This window comes from Streptomyces sp. NPDC028298, from assembly GCF_055565895.1.
Genome location: NZ_JBVHTL010000006.1, coordinates 133,727 through 152,753, shown reverse-complemented (window position 1 = coordinate 152,753; position 19,027 = coordinate 133,727). Strand labels below are relative to the sequence as shown.

The window sequence follows — 19,027 nt, the reverse complement described above, 5'->3', positions numbered from 1 at the left end:
CGAAGGCGGACGTATCTGACCCGAGGGTGTTCCGACCTTGGCGGTCGTCGAGGTCGGAACACCGCTTCGGGGCTCGGCCCCGAAGGGCTACTTCTTGACCTGACCCTTCTTCAGCGAGAGCTGGTCGAGCAGCACGTTGCAGCTGTCGCCGTCCCCGCAGGAGATGGTGATCGTGTTGGTGCCCTTGTTGAGGGTGGGCCACGCGTAGGTCGTCGTCCAGCCCTTGGCGAAGTCGCCCTCGGCGGCGTGCGCGTAGTTCTCCATGCTCAGCTTGGAGCCGAAGGGCTTGCCATTGACTGTGAGCGTCATCGACGCGTCCTGGCCGGGCACGCTGTAGCGCGCGAACACGGTGTAGGTGCCGTCCTCGGGGATGCCGTTGACCGTCCAGGTCACCGAGGCGCCCGGGGCGTTCAGGCCGGACACGTAGATCCCACCGTCGGACTGGGCGCCCTGGACGTCGGAGGCCGTCGTCACGCCAGTGCCGAGGTTCAGCGTCTTCGCGTCGGCCTTCGGGAGCTCCTTGGGCTCGTCCGCGCCCTTCGTCTCCTGTTGGGTCGGAGCGGCGCTCTGGGAAGCCGTCGGGGTCGTGTCCGCCTGGTTGCCCTTGTCGTCGTCACCGCCGCCCGTCATGGCGATGGCGATGCCGATCACCACGGCGGCGACCACGGCGATCGCGCCGATGAGCAGACCCTTGGTGTTCGGGCCGCTCCCGCGCCCGCCGCCGTCACCGTGACCGGGCATCGGCGTCCGCGCGGTCTGCGCGCCGCCGGGAACGGTCTCGGGGGCTCCGTAGTGCGCGTTCGGCTGGCCGTAGCCGCCCTGCTGCGGCACCTGGCCGTACGGGGCGGTGGGGGCCTGCTGTCCGTAGCCGCCCTGAGCGGTCTGCTGGCCGTACTTGCGCTCGCCGACCGCCCGCACCCGGTTGACCGAGCCCGGGTAGCCGTAGCCCCCGCCGCCAGAGGGCGGCGTGGCTCCGTTGGCCTGACCGTCGGCGTAGAGATAGCCGAACGGGTCGTCCTCCTCGGGCGTGCTCGCGCCGTTGTTGCCGGGCGTCATCCCTTGGTCTCCTCAGCGGGTGCGGTTCTGACTCGGTACACGAATGAATGGCGAGCCTACCCGGTTTCGCTGGGCCAAACGGGGGTCCTTCACCGCATCGACGCACTGACCTGCGTGTTATCCCGCACGCCTGTGTTGTTTGGGACGAGAACGTTTCTCGACGTACATCCGCTCGTCAGCGGATTTCAACACCTCGTCCGCCGTCATTCCACAGTGGGCCCAGCCGATGCCGAAGCTGGCGCCCACGCGGACGGCCCGTCCATCGACCCTGATGGGAGGGATGATCGCGTTCCTCAGGCGTACGGCGAGGTCCTGGGCGTCCGCCCGGCCGAGACCGTCGGCGAGCACGACGAACTCGTCCCCGCCGAGCCGGGCCACCGTGTCGCCGTCCCGGACCCCGTGGGTGAGGCGGCGGGCCACCTCGATGAGAACCTCGTCACCCGCGTTGTGCCCGAACCTGTCGTTGATCGACTTGAAGCCGTCGAGGTCGCAGAACAGCACAGCGAGCCCCTTGGTGCCGTCGTCCGTCTCGCCCTCGGGGGCGACGGTGTGCACGTGGTGGTCGAAGGCCTCGAACGCCTCGGCGCCGGCCTGGAAGTCGAAGCCGTGACCGTTCCCGTCGTAGGCGGGGTGGCCGGTGTCGTCGTACTCGCCGGACAGCGGGTCCGCGAAGTCCCCGTGGCCGTACGCGGCGTCCAGCGAGGCGACCGCGCCGGGCGGCAGGGAGGCCGGGCGCCGGCACAGGCGGGCCCCGAGCCGGGAGCGCAGCTCGGCGGAGTTGGGCAGGCCGGTGAGGGCGTCGTGCGAGGCGCGGTGCGCGAGCTGGAGCTCCCGGCGCTTGCGGTCCTCTATGTCCTCGACGTGGGTGAGCAGGAAGCGCGGGCCGTCGGCGGCGTCCGCGACGACGGAGTTGCGCAGGTGGACCCAGACATAGGTGCCGTCGCGGCGCCCGAGCCGCAGCTCGGCCCGGCCGCCCTCGGCGGAGGTCCGCAGCAGGGTGCCGATGTCCTCGGGGTGGACGAGGTCGGAGAAGGAGTAGCGGCGCATCGCGGAGGCGGGCCGGCCCAGGAGCCGGCACAGGGCGTCGTTGGTGCGCAGGATGCGGCCGTGCTGGTCGCCGCCCATCTCGGCGATGGCCATGCCGGAGGGGGCGTACTCGAAGGCCTGCCGGAAGGATTCCTCGCTGGCGCGCAGCGCCTGCTGCTCGCGTTCCAGGCGGACCAGGGCGCGCTGCATATTCGCGCGTAGACGGGCATTGCTGATCGCGATGGCGGCCTGGAAGGCGTACATCTGGAGGGCTTCGCGGCCCCAGGCGCCCGGCTTGCGGCCGTTGCGCGGCCGGTCCACGGAGAGCACGCCGATCAGCTCGCCGTGCCCACCGCCGTTGCCGCCGCCATTACCGCCGCCGTTGCCGCCGCTGCCGGAGACGCTCGGGGTGTACAGCGGCGCGAAGAGGCGGTCGGAGGGGTGCCACTCGTCCTCGAAGCGGGGCGCGGGACCGTCGGTGTACCACTGCGGCACGTCGTCCTCGTCCAGGACCCAGCCCTCGGTGTGCGGTATGAACCGCAGGTCGCCCCAGGCCTCGCCCATGGTGAGCCGGCGGTCCCAGGAGGCGCGCGAGCCGACACGGCCGGTGATGAGGGCTTCGGCGGCCGGGTTCCCGGCGAGGGCGGCGACGACGAGGTCGCCGTCGGGGCGTACGAGGTTGACGCACGCCAGCTCGTAGCCGAGCCCGGTGACGACGCCGTCGGCGACGGTCTGCAGCGTGTCCGCCAGGCTGCGCGCGGTGTTCATGTCCGCCATGACCTGATGAAGCTGCCTCAGGGTCGCAAGACGGACGTAGGGCTCCGACTCGGTCTCCATTCGCCCTCCCCTCGAGACCTCGCAGCAACTCCAGGGTTCCTTCGGCGTACTGGGTGCTCTTTCGGTTCCGTGCTGACTGCCCGGCGCTTCCCCGCGAACCCCTTCACGCCGTACTGCTTGGTAGCTTCCCCGCTCAACGCCTCCGCCACTGAATCACAGCGCGCTCCCCACTCGGTACACAGGGTCAACAAAATATGGCTCCTGTGACTCAAGTCACAGCGGAACCTGAGCAATTGAGTGGAGTTTCTGCATTCCGGTGTGCGTTTGCAGAATGCATTATTCGACGACTGTGCAGAACCTGTGCGCTCCCCGTGTCCACCGGAGGAGTAGGGACGAGGGTACGGCCTCCGTCTCCGCCCCGGGACCTAGGTCCCGGTTCGGACCGAGGTCCGATGTGGCGCCCCGGATGCGGAGACTAGCGTTTCGGCGTGCTCACGACTCCCCCTGCCCTTCCCGCCACCCCGTCCGTGCATGCTGAGGGGGTGAGCAACGACGAGTTCCGCGCCGCCATGACCCGGCTGGCCGCGGGTGTGGTCCTGGTGACCGCCCACGAGCCCGCGCTGGCCCCGGACGGGCCGCGCGGCGAGGACGTCGGCATGACCGCGACCGCCTTCATGTCCGTCTCCCTGGACCCGGCGCTCGTCCTGGTCAGCCTGCGCGAGGGGTCCCGGATGGACGACCTGCTCGACGAGCAGCCGCTGTGGGGCGTCTCCGTGCTCGCGGAGAGCCAGCGCCACATCGCCGGCCGGTTCTCCATGAAGGGCCGCATCAGCGACCGGCTCCTCTTCGAGGACATCCCCTACGTCCGTGGCGAGGCGTCCGGCGCCCTCCTGGTGGGCGGCGCCCTGGCCACCCTGGAGTGCAGCACCGAACAGCGGATCACCGCCGGCGACCACACCCTCGTCATCGGCCGTGTCCTGACGGCCCGGGTGCCGAGCGCGGACGGCGGTCCCCTGACGTACTTCAAGGGCCGCTACCGGCAGCTCGGCTGAGGCCGCCGGACCGGGCCCGACGGGCTGGGAACGGCCCTAGCCCCAGTCGCGGCCCGTGCGGCCGCGCTTGGTCTCGGAGCGGGCCTTCTTCTCGCGCAGCCGGCGTTCGTTGATGCCCCGGGGGATACGGGTGGCGCGGCGCGGCTTGGGCGGCGGCGCGGTCGCCTCGGCGAGAAGGGAGGCCAGGCGCACGGCCGCCGTCTCGCGGTTGCGCCACTGGGAGCGGTGCTCGGAGGAGCGCACGCTGACGACCCCGTCGACGAGACGGCCCTCCAGCTTCGCGAGGGCACGGTCCTTCCAGACGGGCGGCAGCGCCTCGGTGTTGGCGAGGTCGAAGCGGAGCTCGACCTGCGAGTCGCTGGTGTTCACGTGCTGCCCGCCCGGCCCGCCGGAGCGCGAGAAACGCCACATGAGCTCGGCCTCGGGCAGGGAGACGGAGCCGCGGATGACATAAGGACCGGACATGTGTTCATGGTCGCCCGCGCGACCGGTCCGCGTCACCCGCTTTTCGGCGCCTGTGGGGGTGAACATCGGCCTCTGCCGGGGTGAAGGGGTGAGTCTCGGTAAAAAAGGTAAAGACAGACGGAACCTCGGGTACCCCCCTTGGCGTTCATAGGGGTGACGGTAGCTTCGTCCCCAGTACGAAGCCCGTACGTCACGAGGGAAGGGACTCCCAACAATGGCTGTAAGCCTGTCCAAGGGTGGCAACGTCTCGCTCACCAAGGAGGCTCCGGGCCTGACCGCCGTCACCGTGGGCCTCGGCTGGGATGTCCGCACCACCACGGGCACCGACTTCGACCTCGACGCCTCGGCCATCGCGGTCAACCCCCAGGGCAAGGTCTACTCGGACGCCCACTTCGTGTTCTTCAACAACAAGCAGACCCCGGACCAGACCATCGTCCACACCGGTGACAACCGCACGGGTGAGGGCGCCGGCGACGACGAGGCGATCAACGTCAACCTCGCGGGCCTGCCCGCCGACGTCGAGAAGATCGTCTTCCCGGTCTCCATCTACGACGCGGAGACCCGCTCGCAGAACTTCGGCCAGGTCCGCAACGCCTACATCCGCATCGTGAACCAGGCCGGCGGCACCGAGATCGCCCGCTACGACCTCTCCGAGGACGCGGCCACCGAGACCGCCATGGTCTTCGGCGAGCTGTACCGCAACGGCGCGGAGTGGAAGTTCCGCGCGGTCGGCCAGGGCTACGCCTCGGGCCTCGTGGGCATCGCGCAGGACTTCGGCGTCAGCGTCTGACGGCCCGGCGCGCAGGCGCACTTCGAGAGGAGCCCCCGGACCGCGGTTCGCCCGGGGGCTCCTCTCGCGCGCTCACGGGTGGGCCGGTTTCCCCTTCCCGTACAGCCAGTCCCTCCAGATCCCGCTGAAGTCCTTGTCCGGCGCGGCCTTCTCGACGTACGCGGTGAACTCGGCCGTGTCCGCGTTCGCGTGGCGACGGGTGGCGGCCCAGCCCTGGACGATGTCGTAGAAGGTGTCGTCGCCCACCAGTTGACGGATCTTGTGCAGGACCATCGCGCCGCGGTAGTAGACGGGCGGGTCGGAGATCTGCGCGGGTCCGGGCGGGTCCGCGGGCGGGAAGGCCCAGACCTCGCTGCTGTCGACCGGTTCGTAGTAGTCGCCCCGGTAGAGGGAGTTGAAGATCTTCTCCGCCGAGTCGCCGCCGTGGTCCTCCTGCCACAGCCACTCCGCGTAGGTGGCGAACCCCTCGTTGAGCCACATGTCCCGCCAGGACTTCGGGGTGACCGAGTCGCCGAACCACTGGTGGGCCAGTTCGTGGACCAGGGTGGCGGTGTCGGGGGCGCCGGGGAAGACGGGGCGGGTCTGGGTCTCCAGGGCGTAGCCCACGTCGTCGGGGCGGTCCACGACGGCCCCGGTGGAGGAGAAGGGGTACGGGCCGAAGTTGTACTCCTCCCAGTCCATGACCTCGGGGATCCGTCCCAGCACCTTCTCGCTCGCCTGTTTCTGGGTGGGGTCCACCGCCACGTAGACCGGCAGGCCGTTCTTCGCCGTCGAGCGGGTGACGTCGTACCGGCCGATCGCGAGGGTCGCCACATAGCTCGCCATCGGTTCGGCGGTGTGCCAGGCGTACGTCGTCCGGCCGTCCTTGGTCGACTCGCTCGTCAACTCGCCGTTGGAGACGGCCTGGAGGCCCTTCGGGACGGTGATCCTGACGTCGTACGCCGCCTTGTCGGAGGGGTGGTGGTCGCCGGGGAACCAGGCCATCGACCCCGTGGGTTCCCCAAGGGCGAGGGCGCCGTCGGCCGTGCGCAGCCAGCCCTCCTTGGAGGCGTCGGCGTCGGTGATCGTCCGCGGGATCCCGGAGTAGCGGACGGTCGTGCTGAACGTCTCTCCCCGGTCGAGGTCGTCGTGCGGGCGCACGGTCAGTTCCTGGCCCGCCCGGCTCCAGCCGGCGGCGCGGCCCTCGACGGTGACGTCGGAGACGTGCAGACCCAGCAGGTCCAGGTGGAAGGCGCTGAGGTCCTGCAGGGCCCGTGCGGTGATCTCGGCGGTTCCCGTCAGCCGCTTGTCCCGGGGGTCGTAGGACAGGGTGAGTCCGTAGTGGGTGACGTCGTACCCGCCGTTGCCCATCTTCGGGAAGTACGGGTCGCCGACACCGGCCGCGCCCGGTTTCCCGTGCACGGCGTCCCCGCCGCAGGCGGTGAGCCCGGCGGCGAGCGCGAGGGCCAGGGCAAAGGGGACGGTGGCGGAGGATCGGGGCACATCCGCGATCCTAGGCCGCCGTTCCGCCTCACGCGGGGTGCGCTGCGCGGCCCGGGGGCCCGGTGCCCCGGCTCCGGCCGGAAACCACCGCCGCCGGACCCCGGCGGGCCGGAACCCGACCGTCCCGGCCGCCCCGCCCTCCCGCCGACCGGGACGGGGAGTGGACCGCGTCCGGCGTGACACCATCACCTCGTGCTCGACATCGGCTACGCCCTCTCCAACCGCTTCCCCGACCCCCCGCAGACCGACTACCGCCGCGCGGACGTCCGTGCGCTGCGGCACGACCTGTTCTGCGGGGACGTGTACCTCGCCGACACCAAGACGGACCGGGAGGTGTCCACGGGCTGGGGCTGGGTGCCGGTGCTCGACTTCGCGTGGGCGCTGTGCGACATCGTGGAGCAGCTCGACCGCGACCCGATGGGCAGCCGGGCCTCCCGCCCCCAGCAGGCGGAGCTGGACTTCACGGAGTCCACCGACCGCATGCTCTTCGAGCGCCGCTTCGGCTGGGTGGACATCGAGGCCGACTGGATGCCGGGCGACGAGGAGCCGCTGACCTTCTCCCACACCGAGCTCCGCCGCGAGGCCCGCGACTTCCTGCACGACCTGCTCGCGGACCTCACCGACCTGCACGAGGACCTCGCCGAAAACCCGGCCATCTGGACCCTCCAGGCCCGCTTTCCCCGCGTCTCCTGAACCGACGGGACCGCGGGTCCGTTGTGCTGCGCGTAGAGCGACTCCGGCGCACGGAAGGAATCTCGGATGCCACCCCAGAAGAGACGGTCCGACCTGGAGGCGGGGCAGGGCGCCTCGGTTTCGGACGGTGAGGATTCGACCGCGTCGGTCGACAGCGTCCGCGAGATCCCCTTCGTCGGCGTCCCGGCCGTTCCCGCCGCCACCGCGGGCACCGATCGCACGTCCGTTCCCGTCCCGATCATCGCCCCGGAGGGCATGCCCGAGCTCCCCGAGCGCCCGCACCCCGAGCGCGAACAGGGCATCTACTACCAGGAGGGTGTCGGCAGGCCCCCGTCCTACCTGGCCCAGGGCACGTCCGGAAAGATCTGGCAGTACACCACGGGAGCGAAGAACTGGGTCGTGGCGAACGCGGAGCCGATCATCTCGTTCGCGACGAAGGCCCTCCCCATCGCCGCCCAGATCGCCTCGGTCTACGCCGAGGGCGACACGGCGAAGCGGCTGCAGACGGCGGCGCCCTATCTGGCCGGGACCGAGGCGCTCGGCAATCTGGGGATCACCGCCTACAAGGCGTACCACGACCCCGACGTGAACCGGACGCGGGCCGTGGTCAGCGTGCTGGGCAGCGCCGCCACCATCGGCGGAACCGTGATGAGCGCGCAGGCCGCCGATCCCGACCGGACCCGGCAGCAGTTGCAGCAGCTCACGACCTGGGGAACGACGCTCACCCTCGGCGGTTCCCTGACCAGCTACCAGCAGCGCGCCACCCAGGGCGGCTTCCTGCCGACCACGGCGTCGCCGGAGGCGAGCGTCGGCAGCAACACGAGCCTGCCCGGGGACAACTACCCCATGAACCGGGTGCCGCCGGCCTCGGCGGCCCTGGCGTCGGCATCGAGTGTGGCCTCCCTGCGGTCGCCGGGCGCCGAGACCTCCACCGCGCCCGCGGCGACGTCCTCGGCCCTCCCGTCGCCGCCGCCGAAGGCCGTCACCCAGCGCACGAATCTGGCCCAGTAGCCGCGAACGACCGGACAGCCGGCCCCGGGACGCCCTGCACGGACGTCCCGGCGGCCGGATGTCCCCGCCTCTCCCCGTTCCGCTCCGGCCCCGAGGACATCCCCGCATGCACGAGAACAGCACGCTGCCCGGCGCCCCCGAGGCCCCCGGGCCGGGCCGGGAACTCCGGCCCCCGGAGGAGGAAGCCGTCGCCGAGGACGTCCCGGCCGCCGACGGCGCCCCGCGCCCGGAGCCGTCGCCCCGGCCCTCGCCGTTCATCCTGTATCTGGAAGGGCCGGAACAGGACGACGCCCTTTTCCGGCTGACCCTGTGGGTGCGGCACCTTCTGCTGCCGGTGTACGGCCGTGAGGTCACCTCGACGGCGCCCTGGTGCGCGAGCTGGTGGCGGCACCCGGAAGCGGTGGCCCAGTTCTACGGTCTGTGGATGACCTGGCAGGAGCTGACCGGGCACGCGGCCGGGATGAGCGGACCCGCGCTGTGGCACCGCGACCACCTCACCCATGTCATGGCCTCGCTGCGCGACCCCGCCGGCCCCTTCGCGGGCTGCAAGGGCGGCCACCGGGACAAGGAGACTCCCTCGATGGACCCCTACCCGGGGTGACCCCGCCCTGAGAGCGGATCTCAGCCCTCCACCCTGACCCCCAGCGCCGCCGCCAGCACCGGTGCCAGGTCCAGGAGTTGGTGGGTGTTGATGACCGCGCCCGCGAGGCGGTCCACGCCGCGGGCGATGTCGAGTTCCGCCGCCGCGCGCAGGTCCACGTCCACCAGGGTGGCCTCCGTCAGGTCCGCTCCCTTCAGGACGCAGTCCACGAACTCCACCCGCTCCAGGCGGGCGCCCCCGAAGTCCGGCTCGACCAGGACACAGCCCTCGAAGACGACGTCCTTGAGCCTCGCCTTGCGCAGGTTCAGATAGTCGATCTTCCCGCCGCGCACGACCACCCGTTCCAGGACCGAGCCGTGGAGCTGCACCCCGCCGAGGCGGGCGTCGATCAGCTCGACGTCGCGCAGTGTCGACTCCGCGAGATCGGTGCCGACCCCCCGGATGCCGGTGAGGACCGAGTCCAGCACGCGCGCGCGGTGCAGCCGTGTCTCGTCCAGCGCGCAGCCCGTCAGCGCGCAGTCCATGAAGCGGGCTCCCCCGCCGTCCTGCCCCGCGAAGTCCGCCTCCCGGAACTCCAGCCCGTCGTAGTCGCCGTCAGGCTCCAGCTCCCCGCCGTCGTACGGCTCCAGCGGGGGCAGCCGCAGCTCCGGCCGCCGTGCCCCCTTCGGCCCCGCCCCCTGCTCCTTCGCGCCCGTGCCGCCGCGTCCGCCCGCCACTCTCCTCGCCATGCCCCCATCCTGCCCGCCCCCACCGACAACGGGCGCCGGACCGTGACGGCGGGCGCCCCGGCCTGCGAGAACGCCTCGCATGTCACATTCCGGGGCCGCGTCCCGTCGTACTCACGGAAAGGCCTGTCGTCACAGCACCGCCGCGCCCCCGGGCGCGACAGCCGGCCCCGAGCAGAGGAGACCTCCAGCCATGCACCGCATCACCGTCATCGGCGGCGGCTTCGCCGGACTCACCGCCGCCATCACCGCCGCCGAGGCGGGCGCCGAGGTCACCGTGTACGAGGCCCACCACACCCTCGGCGGACGGGCCCGGACCGCCGAGGGGCCGTACCGGACGAACCAGGGACCGCACGCCCTCTACAGCGCGGGCCCGCACTGGACCTGGCTCGCGCAGCGGGACCTGATCGGAGCGCTCGCCCCGATCCCGCCGCTGGAGGCCGCCCGGCTGCGGCTGCGGCACAAGGACGTGCTGCGCCGCACCCCGCCCTTCGCGATGCTGAAGCTGCTGCGGCGCTCCTGCCAGCGGGCCCCGGCCGACGTCGACTTCCTGACCTGGGCGACCGGACAGGCCGGGGAGGAGGGCGCGCGGGCCGCGGCCCACTACTCGGCCGTCGCCCTCTTCCACCACGATCCCGGTTCGCTGTCGGCGGCGTTCGTGCAGCAGCGGCTGCGCCGGGCCATGAAGGTGCCGACGGAGGTGCACTGCCCCCGGGGCGGCTGGGCCAACGTCATCGACCGGATGGCCGGGCGGGCGTGGAACCTGGGCGTGCGGATGGAGACGCTGGCCCGGGTGGACACCGTCCCCGCCGGCCGGGGCCCGGTCGTCGTCGCCACCTCGCTCGACGCGGCCCGCCGGCTGCTGAAGGACGACTCGCTGACCTGGCCGAGCGGCCGCACCGCCCTCGTCGACCTGGCGCTGCGCACCCGCCGCGGGGACGCGTTCGCCGTCTCCGACCTGGACGCGCCGGGCTGGATCGAGCGCTTCACCGCCCGGGACCGCACCCTCGCCCCGGCCGGCGAGCAGCTCCTCCAGGGGCAGATCCCCATCGCCCCGGGGGAGACCGGGGCACAGGGTGCGGCGCGGGCCGAGCGGTTGCTCGACCTCGCCTTCGAGGGCTGGCGCGAGCGGGTCACCTGGCGGCGTACGAGCGTCGCCGACGGCCGTACCGGCGCGGTCGACGTGCCCGGTACGACCTGGCGGGACCGCCCGCGCATCGACCGGGGGGACGGCGTGTACCTCGTGGGCGACCAGGTCGCGGCTCCCGGGGTGCTCTCCGAGGTGTCCTTCAACAGCGCGATGGAGGCCGTGTCGCTGGCCCTGGGCATCCGGGAACGCCTTGACCTCAAGCGAGCTTGAGGTTGAACCCTGGAGAGGTGACCCCGCAGATCCGCGGACCCCGCAGATCCGCGGACCCCGCAGATCCGTGGATCCCGCAGATCCGCACATGCGGCACACCCCCGCAGATCCCGCAGCCCGAGGAGCCCCCGATGCACGCGATCCGACTGCACGCCTTCGGTCCCGCCGAGAACCTCGTCCTCGAACGGACCGAGGACCCCGAGCCGGGGCCCGGCCAGGTCCGGATCGCCGTGGCCGCCGCGGGCGTCCATCTCCTGGACACCGCCCTGCGCGCGGGCATGCGGGGCGGCCCGGCCCCCCAGCCCGTCCTGCCGACCGTCCCGGGCCGTGAGGTCGCCGGAACCGTCGAGTCCCTCGGCGAGGGCGTCGCGGAGCTCTGGCTCGGCAGACGCGTGGTCGCCCATCTCGGTTTCGCCCCGGGCGGCTACGCCGAGCTGGCGGTCACGGAGGTCGAGCGCCTCCACGACATTCCCGGGAACCTCGACTTCGCGGAGGCCGTCGCCATGATCGGAACAGGCCGTACGGCGATGGGGATCGTGCAGTTCGCCGGCCTCGGCCCCTCCTCCGTGGTCGTCGTGCCCGCGGCGGCGGGCGGCATCGGCACGCTCCTCGTGCAGTACGCGCACCACGCGGGCGCGACCGTGGTGGGTCTCGCGGGCGGCCCCGAGAAGGTGGCGCTGGCCCGCGCGAACGGCGCCGACGTGGCCGTCGACTACACCGATCCCGGCTGGCCGGGGAAGGTCCGCGCGCAGCTCGGCGGCCGGGCGGCGACGGTCGTGCTCGACGGGGTCGGCGGCGACGTGGCGCGGGAGGCCGTCGGACTGCTCGGACCCGGCGGCCGGCATCTCGTCTTCGGCTGGTCGGGCGCGGGCCTGCGGGGCGGTTCCCCGTACCTCGTGGACGGGGTGTCCGAGCAGGTGCTCGGCCCCGTGATGATGCGCGAGGCGGGCGGGCCCGACCCCGTACGGACCCTGGAACTGCGGGCCCTGGCCGAGGCCGCCGCCGGGCGTCTCGTCCCGGCCGTCACCCGCTTCCCCCTGGCCGAGGCCGCCTCGGCGCACCGGGCCCTGGAGAACAGGGCCACGACCGGAAAGGTGGTGCTGGAACCATGACCACGAGCCGGCACGAAGCGTCCCGCGAAGCGAAATCGCCCAAAGATGCGACGCATTCCGTTTCATGGTCTTCTGGGCGAATGAGTGTCACCCGGACAGGTGAACCAGAAGCGCCCGTGGGTCCCGACCCGCACCGCTGGTGGGCGCTGGTGATCATCGCGCTGGCCCAGCTCATGGTGGTGCTGGACGCGACGATCGTGAACATCGCGCTTCCCTCCGCTCAACGCGATCTCGGCATATCCGACGGCAACCGGCAGTGGGTCATCACGGCCTACACGCTGGCCTTCGGCGGACTGCTGCTGCTCGGCGGCCGCATCGCCGACCTCGTCGGGCGCAAACGCACGTTCGTCATCGGGCTGATCGGCTTCGCGCTGGCGTCGGGTCTCGGCGGCGCGGCCACCACGTCCGGCATGCTGTTCGGCGCCCGCGCCCTCCAGGGCGCGTTCGCCGCCCTGCTCGCGCCCTCGGCGCTGTCCCTGCTGACCACGACCTTCACCGACCCGAAGGAGCGCGGCAAGGCGTTCGGCATCTACGGGGCACTGGCGGGCTCGGGCGCGGCGATCGGGTTCATCGTGGGCGGCCTGCTGACGGAGTACCTGAACTGGCGCTGGTGCCTGTACGTCAACATCCCCATCGCCGTCATCGCGGTGTTCGGCGCGTTCGGACTGCTGCGCGACAGGCCGGGCCACAAGAACGTCCGGCTCGACGTGCCCGGCGCGGTGCTGGGCTGCGGCGGGCTCGTGGCGATCGTCTACGGGTTCAGCGAGGCGGAGTCGCGCGGCTGGACGGACCCGCTGGTGCTGGGTCTCCTCGCGGGCGGGGTGGCGCTGCTGGTGGTGTTCGTGTGGTGGCAGAGCAGGGCGCCGAGCCCGCTGCTGCCGCTGCACATCGTCAAGGACCGCAACCGTGCCGGCTGCTTCCTGACGATGGGACTCGCCGTCATCGGCATGTTCGGCGTGTTCCTGTTCATGACCTACTACCTCCAGGTCGTCCTCCGGTACTCGCCGCTGAAGACGGGGCTCGCCTTCCTGCCGCTGACCGTCGCCATCATCATCGGCTCGACGCAGATCTCGGCGCGGCTGCTGCCGCGGGTGGCTCCGCGCATGCTGATGGTGCCGGGCATGATCCTGGCCGCCGGCGGCATGCTGTTCTTCACCCAGCTCACCGTCGAGTCCGACTACGCGAGCGAGCTGCTGCCCGGTCTGCTCCTGCTGGGCCTGGGCATGGGCCTGACCTTCATGCCGGTCTTCGCCACCGCCACGGCCGGGGTCGCCCCGCAGGACGCGGGCGTGACCTCCGCGACCGTCAACACTTCGCAGCAGGTCGGCGGTTCGATCGGCACGGCGCTGCTGAACACCATCGCCACCACGAGCAGCACCGCCTACATCGCCGCCCATCTCCGTGATCCCGCGCAGAAGGCGCTGATCGTCCGCGAGGGCACGGTCCACGGCTACACCGTGGCCATCTGGTGGGCCGCCGGGATCATGCTCATGGCCGGCCTGGTCGCGGGCCTCATGGTCACGGCCAAGGCCCCCCGGCACGCGGCGCCGGCGGGCGCGGCGGTCCCGGAGTCGGTGGGCTGAAGCCGGGGGCCGGCGGACCGGCGCCGGGACCGGTGACGGCCGCGGTCAGTGGCGCCCGGCCACGCGGTCGGCGATCCGGGCCAGCCGGGACGACTCCGGGCTGTGGGTGGTCCGTTCGCGGCGGTCGGCCGTGCGGTAGGTGGCGTACATGCCGTGGACGCCGATCCAGCGGAAGGGCTCCGGTTCCCACTTGCGCACCTCGTGGCCGACCCAGGGCAGGTCGGTCAGCCCGGTCGCGCCCGCCTCGCCCGAGTCCTGCCGGACGAGGTCGCGCAGGGTCCGGGCGGCGAGGTTGGTGGTGGCGACACCGGAGCCGACGTAGCCGCCGGCCCAGCCGAGACCCGTGGAGCGGTCGAGGGTGACGGTGGCGCACCAGTCGCGCGGGACGCCCAGAACGCCCGACCAGGCGTGGGAGACCTGGACGCCGGTCAGCGAGGGGAAGAGGCGGACGAGGATCTCGTACAGGGCGTCGATGGTGGACTGCTGGGTGCGGCCGTCGTTGTCGGTGCGCGAGCCGAAGCGGTACGGGACCCCGCGGCCGCCGAGCGCGATACGGCCGTCGGCGGTGCGCTGGGCGTACATGTACGCGTGGGCCATGTCGCCGAGCGTCTCGCGGCCCTCCCAGCCGATCTCCGCCCACTGGCCGTCCGTCAGCGGCTCCGTCGCGATCATGGACGAGTTCATCGGCAGCCAGGTCCGCTTCTGGCCCTTGAGGTTCGCGGTGAAGCCCTCGGTGCAGCGCAGGACGTAGGGGGCGCGGACGGTGCCGTACGGGGTCACCGCGTGCTTGGGGCGGATCTCGGTCACCGGCGTCTGCTCGTGGATGGTGACGCCGAGCGCCTCGACGGCGGCGGCCAGGCCCTTGAGCAGCTTCACCGGGTGCAGCCGGGCCCCGTGCGGGGTCCAGGTCGAGCCCACCGCGTCCGCGACGCGGATGCGTTCGGCGGTCTCCCCGGCGCCGTACAGCTCGCGGTCCTTCTCGCCGAACGACAGCTCGTGCGCGTGGAAGGCCTTGAGCCGCGCGAGCTGGGCGGGCGTGTACGCCACCTCCAGGACGCCGCCCTGGTGGACGTCGGCCTCGATGCCCTCGTCGGCGGCGACCCGGACGACCTCGTCCACGGTGTCGTTCATCGCCCGCTGGAGCCGTACGGCCGCCTCCTGGCCGTGCAGCGCCGCGTACCGGTCGCGGCCCGCGATGCCGTTGTAGAGCCAGCCGCCGTTGCGCCCCGAGGCGCCGTAGCCGCAGAACTTCTGCTCCAGGACCGTGACCCGAAGGGAGGGGGCCGCCTTCTTCAGGTAGTACGCGGTCCACAGTCCCGTGTAGCCGCCGCCGACCACGACGACGTCGGCGGTCGCGTCGCCGGGCAGCGGCTCCCGCGGCGCGGGCAGACCGTCGTCCGCGTACCAGAAGGAGATGCCACCGTTCACGACCCTGCTCGCCGAGCTGCTCATGACGGGACGCTAACTCCGCCGGGTGTCGACTGTCTCCTTCGGATTCCATGCTTTTCCGCGCCCTCTGGTCAGCGGATAACACGCGAGTCCGATGAGGACGGAGGTGAAATGCCCGAGATCGGTGAAGGTCCGCTCCATCATGAAGGGAATCCCGTACGCCGCCAGGACGGCCAGGAGATACGCGTACCGCCAGGGTGCCGCGATCCGGTACGTGAGCACGCCGACCACCCCGGCCAGGGCGTAGCTCACCCCGACGTCGAGGGTGTCGACCGCCGAGTGCGGTGCCACTCCGTGTTCGATCGCCCAGAGCAGGGCACCCTCGCTGACCAGCGTGGACAGCACATGTGCGGCCGCGTTGACCGCGAGCCAGCGGGCGGTTCCCAGCCAGCGTTCGGCGGGCGCCTGGAAGAGGGTGTAGAGGACGGCGTACGGCAGCCAGTGGCCGCCGTCGATCCACATCGCGCTGGCGAACAGCACCCGCACCGGGTTGCTGGACAGCTCGTGGATGTTCGTCGAGCGCTGCCGCAGGAAGTCCTCTTCGAAATCCGGAGACATGTGGTGCAGAGCCACGGTGGTGATGAAGAGAATCGTCAGCCAGATGTACGTGCCCGGCGCACCGCGCACGTACATCCACACCCTGTGGAAGAACCGTTCACCCCGCATGGCCTGATTCACCCATGACCGCAGTGTCCCTTGCGCGATCGACATTCCGGACGAGCCGAGCGGGCCGCCGGCGCATTCCGGCCGAACCGTGAATGTGGCGCGCACACGACACGAATCCGGGAATGGCCGAATCGACCGGGTGTTCGCAACGGCGCTCGCTACTCTCTGGTGCCGTGAGAGTTACCCATGGTGCGGAAGTGCTGCGTTTTTCCTTACTGGGCCCGTTGCGCGCCTGGCGGGACGGAACGGAACTGGCACTCGGACCACCCCAGCAGAAGGCCGTACTCGCGGCGCTGCTCCTGCGCCGCGGGCGCGCGGTCGGCGTCGGCGAACTCGTCGACGGCATCTGGGGGCACGACCCGCCGGCCGGCGCCGTCCCCGTGCTGCGCACCTACGTGTCCCGGCTGCGCAAGCTGCTGGAGCCCGGACGGACCCCGGGCGCCCCGCCCCGGTTCGTGGTGTCCATGGGCGACGGCTACGCCCTGCGGACCGAGGAGATCACCAGCGACCTCGGCGCGTTCGAGGACGACCTGACGCTGGCCGAACGCCACCGCGCCCGGGGCGACAGCCGCGGGGCCGCCCGGCTGCTGGACACCGCGCTCGCCGCCTGGCACGGCACCCCCCTGACCGGCGTTCCCGGGCCGTTCGCGGAGACCGAGCGGGTCCGCCTGGCCGAACGGCGGCTGACCGCCCTGGAGTACCGGCTCCGCGTGGAGCTCGAACTCGGGCGCCACGAAGCGGTGCTCCCCGAACTCGTGGCGCTGCACGCGGCACAGCCGCTGCGCGAGGCCGTGTGCGAACTGCTGCTCGTGGCCCTGTACCGCTGCGGCCGGCAGGCCGAGGCCCTGCAGGTCTACGCGAACACGCGCCGCACGCTCGTGGACGAGCTCGGCATCGAACCCGGCCCGTCCCTGCGGGCCGCCCACGCACGGCTGCTGGCCGGGGACCCGGACCTGTCGCCACCGCCGGTACCGGTGCCGGCCGTGGACGGCGGCACCGCGGACACCGGCGCCGCGGACCCCGAAGACGGCCCGGACACCGACTCCGCCCAGACCCCCGGCCGGGACGGTCCGCCCCGGGCCGCCGAGGACGTGCACCCCTCCCAACTCCCGGCGGACCTGCCACTGTTCACCGGCCGCGACACCGAACTCGCCCAGGTGGACGCACTGCTGCCCGCCGACGGCCACCCGGACACCGCCGTCATCGGCCTCGTCAACGGCATGGCCGGAGCCGGCAAGACCACCCTGGCCGTGCACTGGGCGCACCGCGTCGCCCACCGCTTCCCCGACGGCAGCCTCTACGTGAACCTGCGCGGATACGACCAGGGCGGCTCCGTCATGGACCCCTCCGAGGCGCTGGAGACCTTCCTCGTCGCCCTCGGCGTGGCCCCGCAGGCCGTCCCCGAAGGACTCGACGCGCAGGCCGCCCTCTACCGCAGCGTCCTCGCCCGCCGACGCGTCCTGATCGTGCTGGACAACGCCCGTGACAGCGGACAGGTACGACCCCTGCTGCCCGGCACACCGGGCTGCCTCGTCATCGTCACCAGCCGCAGCCGGCTCACCGGACTGGTCGCCGGACACGGCGCCCACCCGCTCACCCTGGGCCCGCTGACCGGCGCCGAGGCCCGCGCCATGCTCACCCGGCGCATCGGCGCCGCGCGCGTGGACGCCGAACCGGAGGCCGCCGAGGCCATCGTCGGACTGTGCGCCCGGCTGCCGCTGGCCCTCGCCATCGTCGCGGCACGCGCCGCCCACCACCCCGGCTTCCGGCTCGCCGACATCGCGGGCGAACTCCGCGAGACCCACGGAAGCCTGGACGCGTTCACCGGCGGCGACGCCCACACCGACGCGCGCGCCGTCTTCTCCTGGTCGTACCGCGCGCTGCCGCCCGCCGCGGCGGAACTGTTCCGCCTGCTGTCCCTCCACCCGGGACCCGACATCGGCACGGCCTGCGCCGCCGCCCTGGCCGCGGCACCGAGCCGCCCGGTGCGCGCGCTGCTCGCCGAACTCACCGGGGCCAGCCTGCTCGGCGAACACGCCCCCGGCCGGTACGCCTTCCACGACCTGCTGCGCGCCTACGCCCGCGAACTGGCCGACACCGAGGACACCGAGGAACGGCGCGGCGCCGCGCTGCTGCGCATGCACGACCACTACCTCCACACCACCCACCACGCCTCCGCGATCATCAGCCCGCGCCGCGAGACCCTGCCCCTGCCGCCGAACACAACGGACAGCGGCCCGCTCCGGTTCACCGGCCGCAGACAGGCCACGCAGTGGTTCCGCACCGAGCGGCACGTCCTGCGGGCGGTCGTCCAGCACGCCGCCTCCCACGGCTACGAGGACCACGCCTGGCGCACCGCCGTCGGCCTCGACCTGTACTTCGACCGGCTCGGCTTCTGGCACGACCTGATGGAGATCAACAGCGCCGCGCTGCGGGCCGCCCGCGCCGTCGGCGACCGGGTCGGCGAGGCGCACGCCCTGCGCGGCCTGGGCTTCTTCCACACCCGGTTCGCGCACTCCGCCGAGGCGCGACGGGACCTCGGGCGGGCGCTGGAGCTGTTCCGGGCCGCGGGCGACGGGCCCGGCCAGGCCCGGACCCGGCGCTGTCTCGCCTACCAGGCCAACGGGGAGGGCCGGTTCACCGTCTCGCTGGACCACTACACGCACGCCCGCGAGCTGTACCGGGCCGAGGGCAACGTCGGCAACGAGGCCCTCGTCCTGAACGAGGTCGGCTGGACGTACATCCTGCTCGGCGAGCACGACAAGGCGATGGAGTACTGCGAGAAGGCCGTCGCGCTGCACCAGGAGACCGGCGACCCGCTCGGCGAGGCCGCGGCCCAGGACAGTGTCGGCTACGCCCTCCACCACCTCGGCCGGTACGGCGCCGCCGTCGAACGCTTCGAGCGCGCGCTGGCGTTGTACCGGGAGGTCGGCGACCACTATCTGGAGGCGGACACCCTGCGGCACATCGCCGACTCCAGGCTCGCCGCCGGCGACCGCGAGGCGGCGGTCGGCGCCTTGCGCGCGGCGCTGGCCCTGCTGGAGGAGAACTCCCACCCGGAGGCCGCGGACCTCCGCGAGACCCTGCGCGACCTGGACAGCTCCGCTCCCGGAACGGACGAACCGACCCGGGGGGCGGGAACCGGAGCCGGCGGGATGTGACCGGACGGGGCCGGGGGA

16 protein-coding genes are annotated in these 19,027 nt (G+C 72.4%); 9 read left to right on the top strand and 7 right to left on the bottom strand.

What is annotated here, in order from left to right:
- Positions 1–87 precede the first annotated feature (87 nt).
- A complete protein-coding gene (locus ACZ4TO_RS26305; protein WP_468025367.1) occupies positions 88–1,056 on the bottom strand; it encodes a carbohydrate-binding protein in 969 nt (322 codons plus the stop codon).
- A gap of 117 nt (positions 1,057–1,173) precedes the next feature.
- Positions 1,174–2,919, bottom strand: coding sequence for a diguanylate cyclase CdgB (cdgB, locus tag ACZ4TO_RS26300; RefSeq protein WP_468025366.1), 1,746 nt, complete (start codon positions 2,917–2,919; stop codon positions 1,174–1,176).
- Positions 2,920–3,428: 509 nt separating this feature from the next.
- Here cdgB and ACZ4TO_RS26295 point away from each other — a divergent pair.
- Positions 3,429–3,911: a flavin reductase family protein gene (locus tag ACZ4TO_RS26295; RefSeq protein ID WP_468025553.1), complete on the top strand. Its 483-nt coding sequence runs from the start codon at positions 3,429–3,431 to the stop codon at positions 3,909–3,911.
- 36 nt (positions 3,912–3,947) lie between these two features.
- Here ACZ4TO_RS26295 and arfB read toward each other — a convergent pair whose 3' ends face one another.
- Positions 3,948–4,376 carry an alternative ribosome rescue aminoacyl-tRNA hydrolase ArfB gene (arfB, locus tag ACZ4TO_RS26290; RefSeq protein ID WP_339130103.1) on the bottom strand — a complete coding sequence of 143 codons (429 nt, stop codon included), beginning with the start codon at positions 4,374–4,376 and terminating at the stop codon, positions 3,948–3,950.
- A 214-nt stretch (positions 4,377–4,590) separates the two neighbouring features.
- Between arfB and ACZ4TO_RS26285 the strand changes: the two genes are divergently transcribed.
- Positions 4,591–5,166, top strand: a complete 576-nt coding sequence (locus ACZ4TO_RS26285) for a TerD family protein (protein WP_382792601.1) — start codon at positions 4,591–4,593, stop codon at positions 5,164–5,166.
- 72 nt (positions 5,167–5,238) lie between these two features.
- Here the strand turns inward: ACZ4TO_RS26285 and ACZ4TO_RS26280 are convergent, their stop codons facing one another.
- Positions 5,239–6,648 carry a M1 family metallopeptidase gene (locus ACZ4TO_RS26280; RefSeq protein ID WP_385042359.1) on the bottom strand — a complete coding sequence of 470 codons (1,410 nt, stop codon included), beginning with the start codon at positions 6,646–6,648 and terminating at the stop codon, positions 5,239–5,241.
- 192 nt (positions 6,649–6,840) lie between these two features.
- Between ACZ4TO_RS26280 and ACZ4TO_RS26275 the strand changes: the two genes are divergently transcribed.
- The 3 genes from ACZ4TO_RS26275 (at position 6,841) to ACZ4TO_RS26265 (ending at position 8,953) form a co-directional block, all read left to right on the top strand.
- Entirely contained in the window at positions 6,841–7,341 is a 501-nt protein-coding gene (locus ACZ4TO_RS26275) for a hypothetical protein (protein ID WP_382792596.1), read from the top strand.
- A 66-nt stretch (positions 7,342–7,407) separates the two neighbouring features.
- Entirely contained in the window at positions 7,408–8,352 is a 945-nt protein-coding gene (locus tag ACZ4TO_RS26270) for a hypothetical protein (RefSeq protein WP_382792593.1), read from the top strand.
- A gap of 106 nt (positions 8,353–8,458) precedes the next feature.
- Positions 8,459–8,953: a DUF4913 domain-containing protein gene (locus ACZ4TO_RS26265; protein ID WP_382792590.1), complete on the top strand. Its 495-nt coding sequence runs from the start codon at positions 8,459–8,461 to the stop codon at positions 8,951–8,953.
- A gap of 20 nt (positions 8,954–8,973) precedes the next feature.
- Here ACZ4TO_RS26265 and ACZ4TO_RS26260 read toward each other — a convergent pair whose 3' ends face one another.
- Entirely contained in the window at positions 8,974–9,681 is a 708-nt protein-coding gene (locus ACZ4TO_RS26260) for a pentapeptide repeat-containing protein (protein ID WP_382792587.1), read from the bottom strand.
- 190 nt (positions 9,682–9,871) lie between these two features.
- Between ACZ4TO_RS26260 and ACZ4TO_RS26255 the strand changes: the two genes are divergently transcribed.
- The 3 genes from ACZ4TO_RS26255 (at position 9,872) to ACZ4TO_RS26245 (ending at position 13,733) form a co-directional block, all read left to right on the top strand.
- The gene (locus ACZ4TO_RS26255) at positions 9,872–11,038 is read left to right on the top strand and encodes an NAD(P)-binding protein (RefSeq protein WP_468025365.1); all 1,167 of its coding nucleotides are present in this window, start codon (positions 9,872–9,874) and stop codon (positions 11,036–11,038) included.
- A 131-nt stretch (positions 11,039–11,169) separates the two neighbouring features.
- Positions 11,170–12,150, top strand: a complete 981-nt coding sequence (locus ACZ4TO_RS26250; protein ID WP_382792583.1) for a zinc-binding dehydrogenase — start codon at positions 11,170–11,172, stop codon at positions 12,148–12,150.
- Positions 12,151–12,230: 80 nt separating this feature from the next.
- A complete protein-coding gene (locus ACZ4TO_RS26245; RefSeq protein ID WP_382792581.1) occupies positions 12,231–13,733 on the top strand; it encodes an MFS transporter in 1,503 nt (500 codons plus the stop codon).
- Between the two features lie 45 nt (positions 13,734–13,778).
- Here ACZ4TO_RS26245 and ACZ4TO_RS26240 read toward each other — a convergent pair whose 3' ends face one another.
- Both ACZ4TO_RS26240 and ACZ4TO_RS26235 read right to left on the bottom strand, forming a co-directional pair.
- Complete coding sequence (locus ACZ4TO_RS26240; protein WP_468025364.1) at positions 13,779–15,185, bottom strand: NAD(P)/FAD-dependent oxidoreductase; 1,407 nt, start codon at positions 15,183–15,185, stop codon at positions 13,779–13,781.
- Between the two features lie 9 nt (positions 15,186–15,194).
- Positions 15,195–15,848: a rhomboid-like protein gene (locus ACZ4TO_RS26235; protein ID WP_382792575.1), complete on the bottom strand. Its 654-nt coding sequence runs from the start codon at positions 15,846–15,848 to the stop codon at positions 15,195–15,197.
- Positions 15,849–16,045: 197 nt separating this feature from the next.
- Here ACZ4TO_RS26235 and ACZ4TO_RS26230 point away from each other — a divergent pair, with 197 nt between their 5' ends.
- Positions 16,046–19,009 (top strand): AfsR/SARP family transcriptional regulator, encoded by a 2,964-nt coding sequence (locus ACZ4TO_RS26230; protein ID WP_468025363.1) that lies wholly within the window; start codon positions 16,046–16,048, stop codon positions 19,007–19,009.
- The last annotated feature ends 18 nt before the right edge of the window (positions 19,010–19,027 follow it).

Excerpts from the sequence above, each read along its gene's own strand:
- ACZ4TO_RS26235 (WP_382792575.1), bottom strand. The coding sequence starts at position 15,848 with ATGCGGGGTGAACGGTTCTTCCACAGGGTGTGGATGTACGTGCGCGGT.
- ACZ4TO_RS26240 (WP_468025364.1), bottom strand. The coding sequence starts at position 15,185 with ATGAGCAGCTCGGCGAGCAGGGTCGTGAACGGTGGCATCTCCTTCTGG.
- arfB (WP_339130103.1), bottom strand. The coding sequence starts at position 4,376 with ATGTCCGGTCCTTATGTCATCCGCGGCTCCGTCTCCCTGCCCGAGGCC.
- ACZ4TO_RS26255 (WP_468025365.1), top strand. The coding sequence starts at position 9,872 with ATGCACCGCATCACCGTCATCGGCGGCGGCTTCGCCGGACTCACCGCC.
- ACZ4TO_RS26270 (WP_382792593.1), top strand. The coding sequence starts at position 7,408 with ATGCCACCCCAGAAGAGACGGTCCGACCTGGAGGCGGGGCAGGGCGCC.
- cdgB (WP_468025366.1), bottom strand. The coding sequence starts at position 2,919 with ATGGAGACCGAGTCGGAGCCCTACGTCCGTCTTGCGACCCTGAGGCAG.
- ACZ4TO_RS26285 (WP_382792601.1), top strand. The coding sequence starts at position 4,591 with ATGGCTGTAAGCCTGTCCAAGGGTGGCAACGTCTCGCTCACCAAGGAG.
- ACZ4TO_RS26295 (WP_468025553.1), top strand. The coding sequence starts at position 3,429 with ATGACCCGGCTGGCCGCGGGTGTGGTCCTGGTGACCGCCCACGAGCCC.
- ACZ4TO_RS26250 (WP_382792583.1), top strand. The coding sequence starts at position 11,170 with ATGCACGCGATCCGACTGCACGCCTTCGGTCCCGCCGAGAACCTCGTC.
- ACZ4TO_RS26305 (WP_468025367.1), bottom strand. The coding sequence starts at position 1,056 with ATGACGCCCGGCAACAACGGCGCGAGCACGCCCGAGGAGGACGACCCG.
- ACZ4TO_RS26260 (WP_382792587.1), bottom strand. The coding sequence starts at position 9,681 with ATGGCGAGGAGAGTGGCGGGCGGACGCGGCGGCACGGGCGCGAAGGAG.
- ACZ4TO_RS26265 (WP_382792590.1), top strand. The coding sequence starts at position 8,459 with ATGCACGAGAACAGCACGCTGCCCGGCGCCCCCGAGGCCCCCGGGCCG.
- ACZ4TO_RS26245 (WP_382792581.1), top strand. The coding sequence starts at position 12,231 with ATGAGTGTCACCCGGACAGGTGAACCAGAAGCGCCCGTGGGTCCCGAC.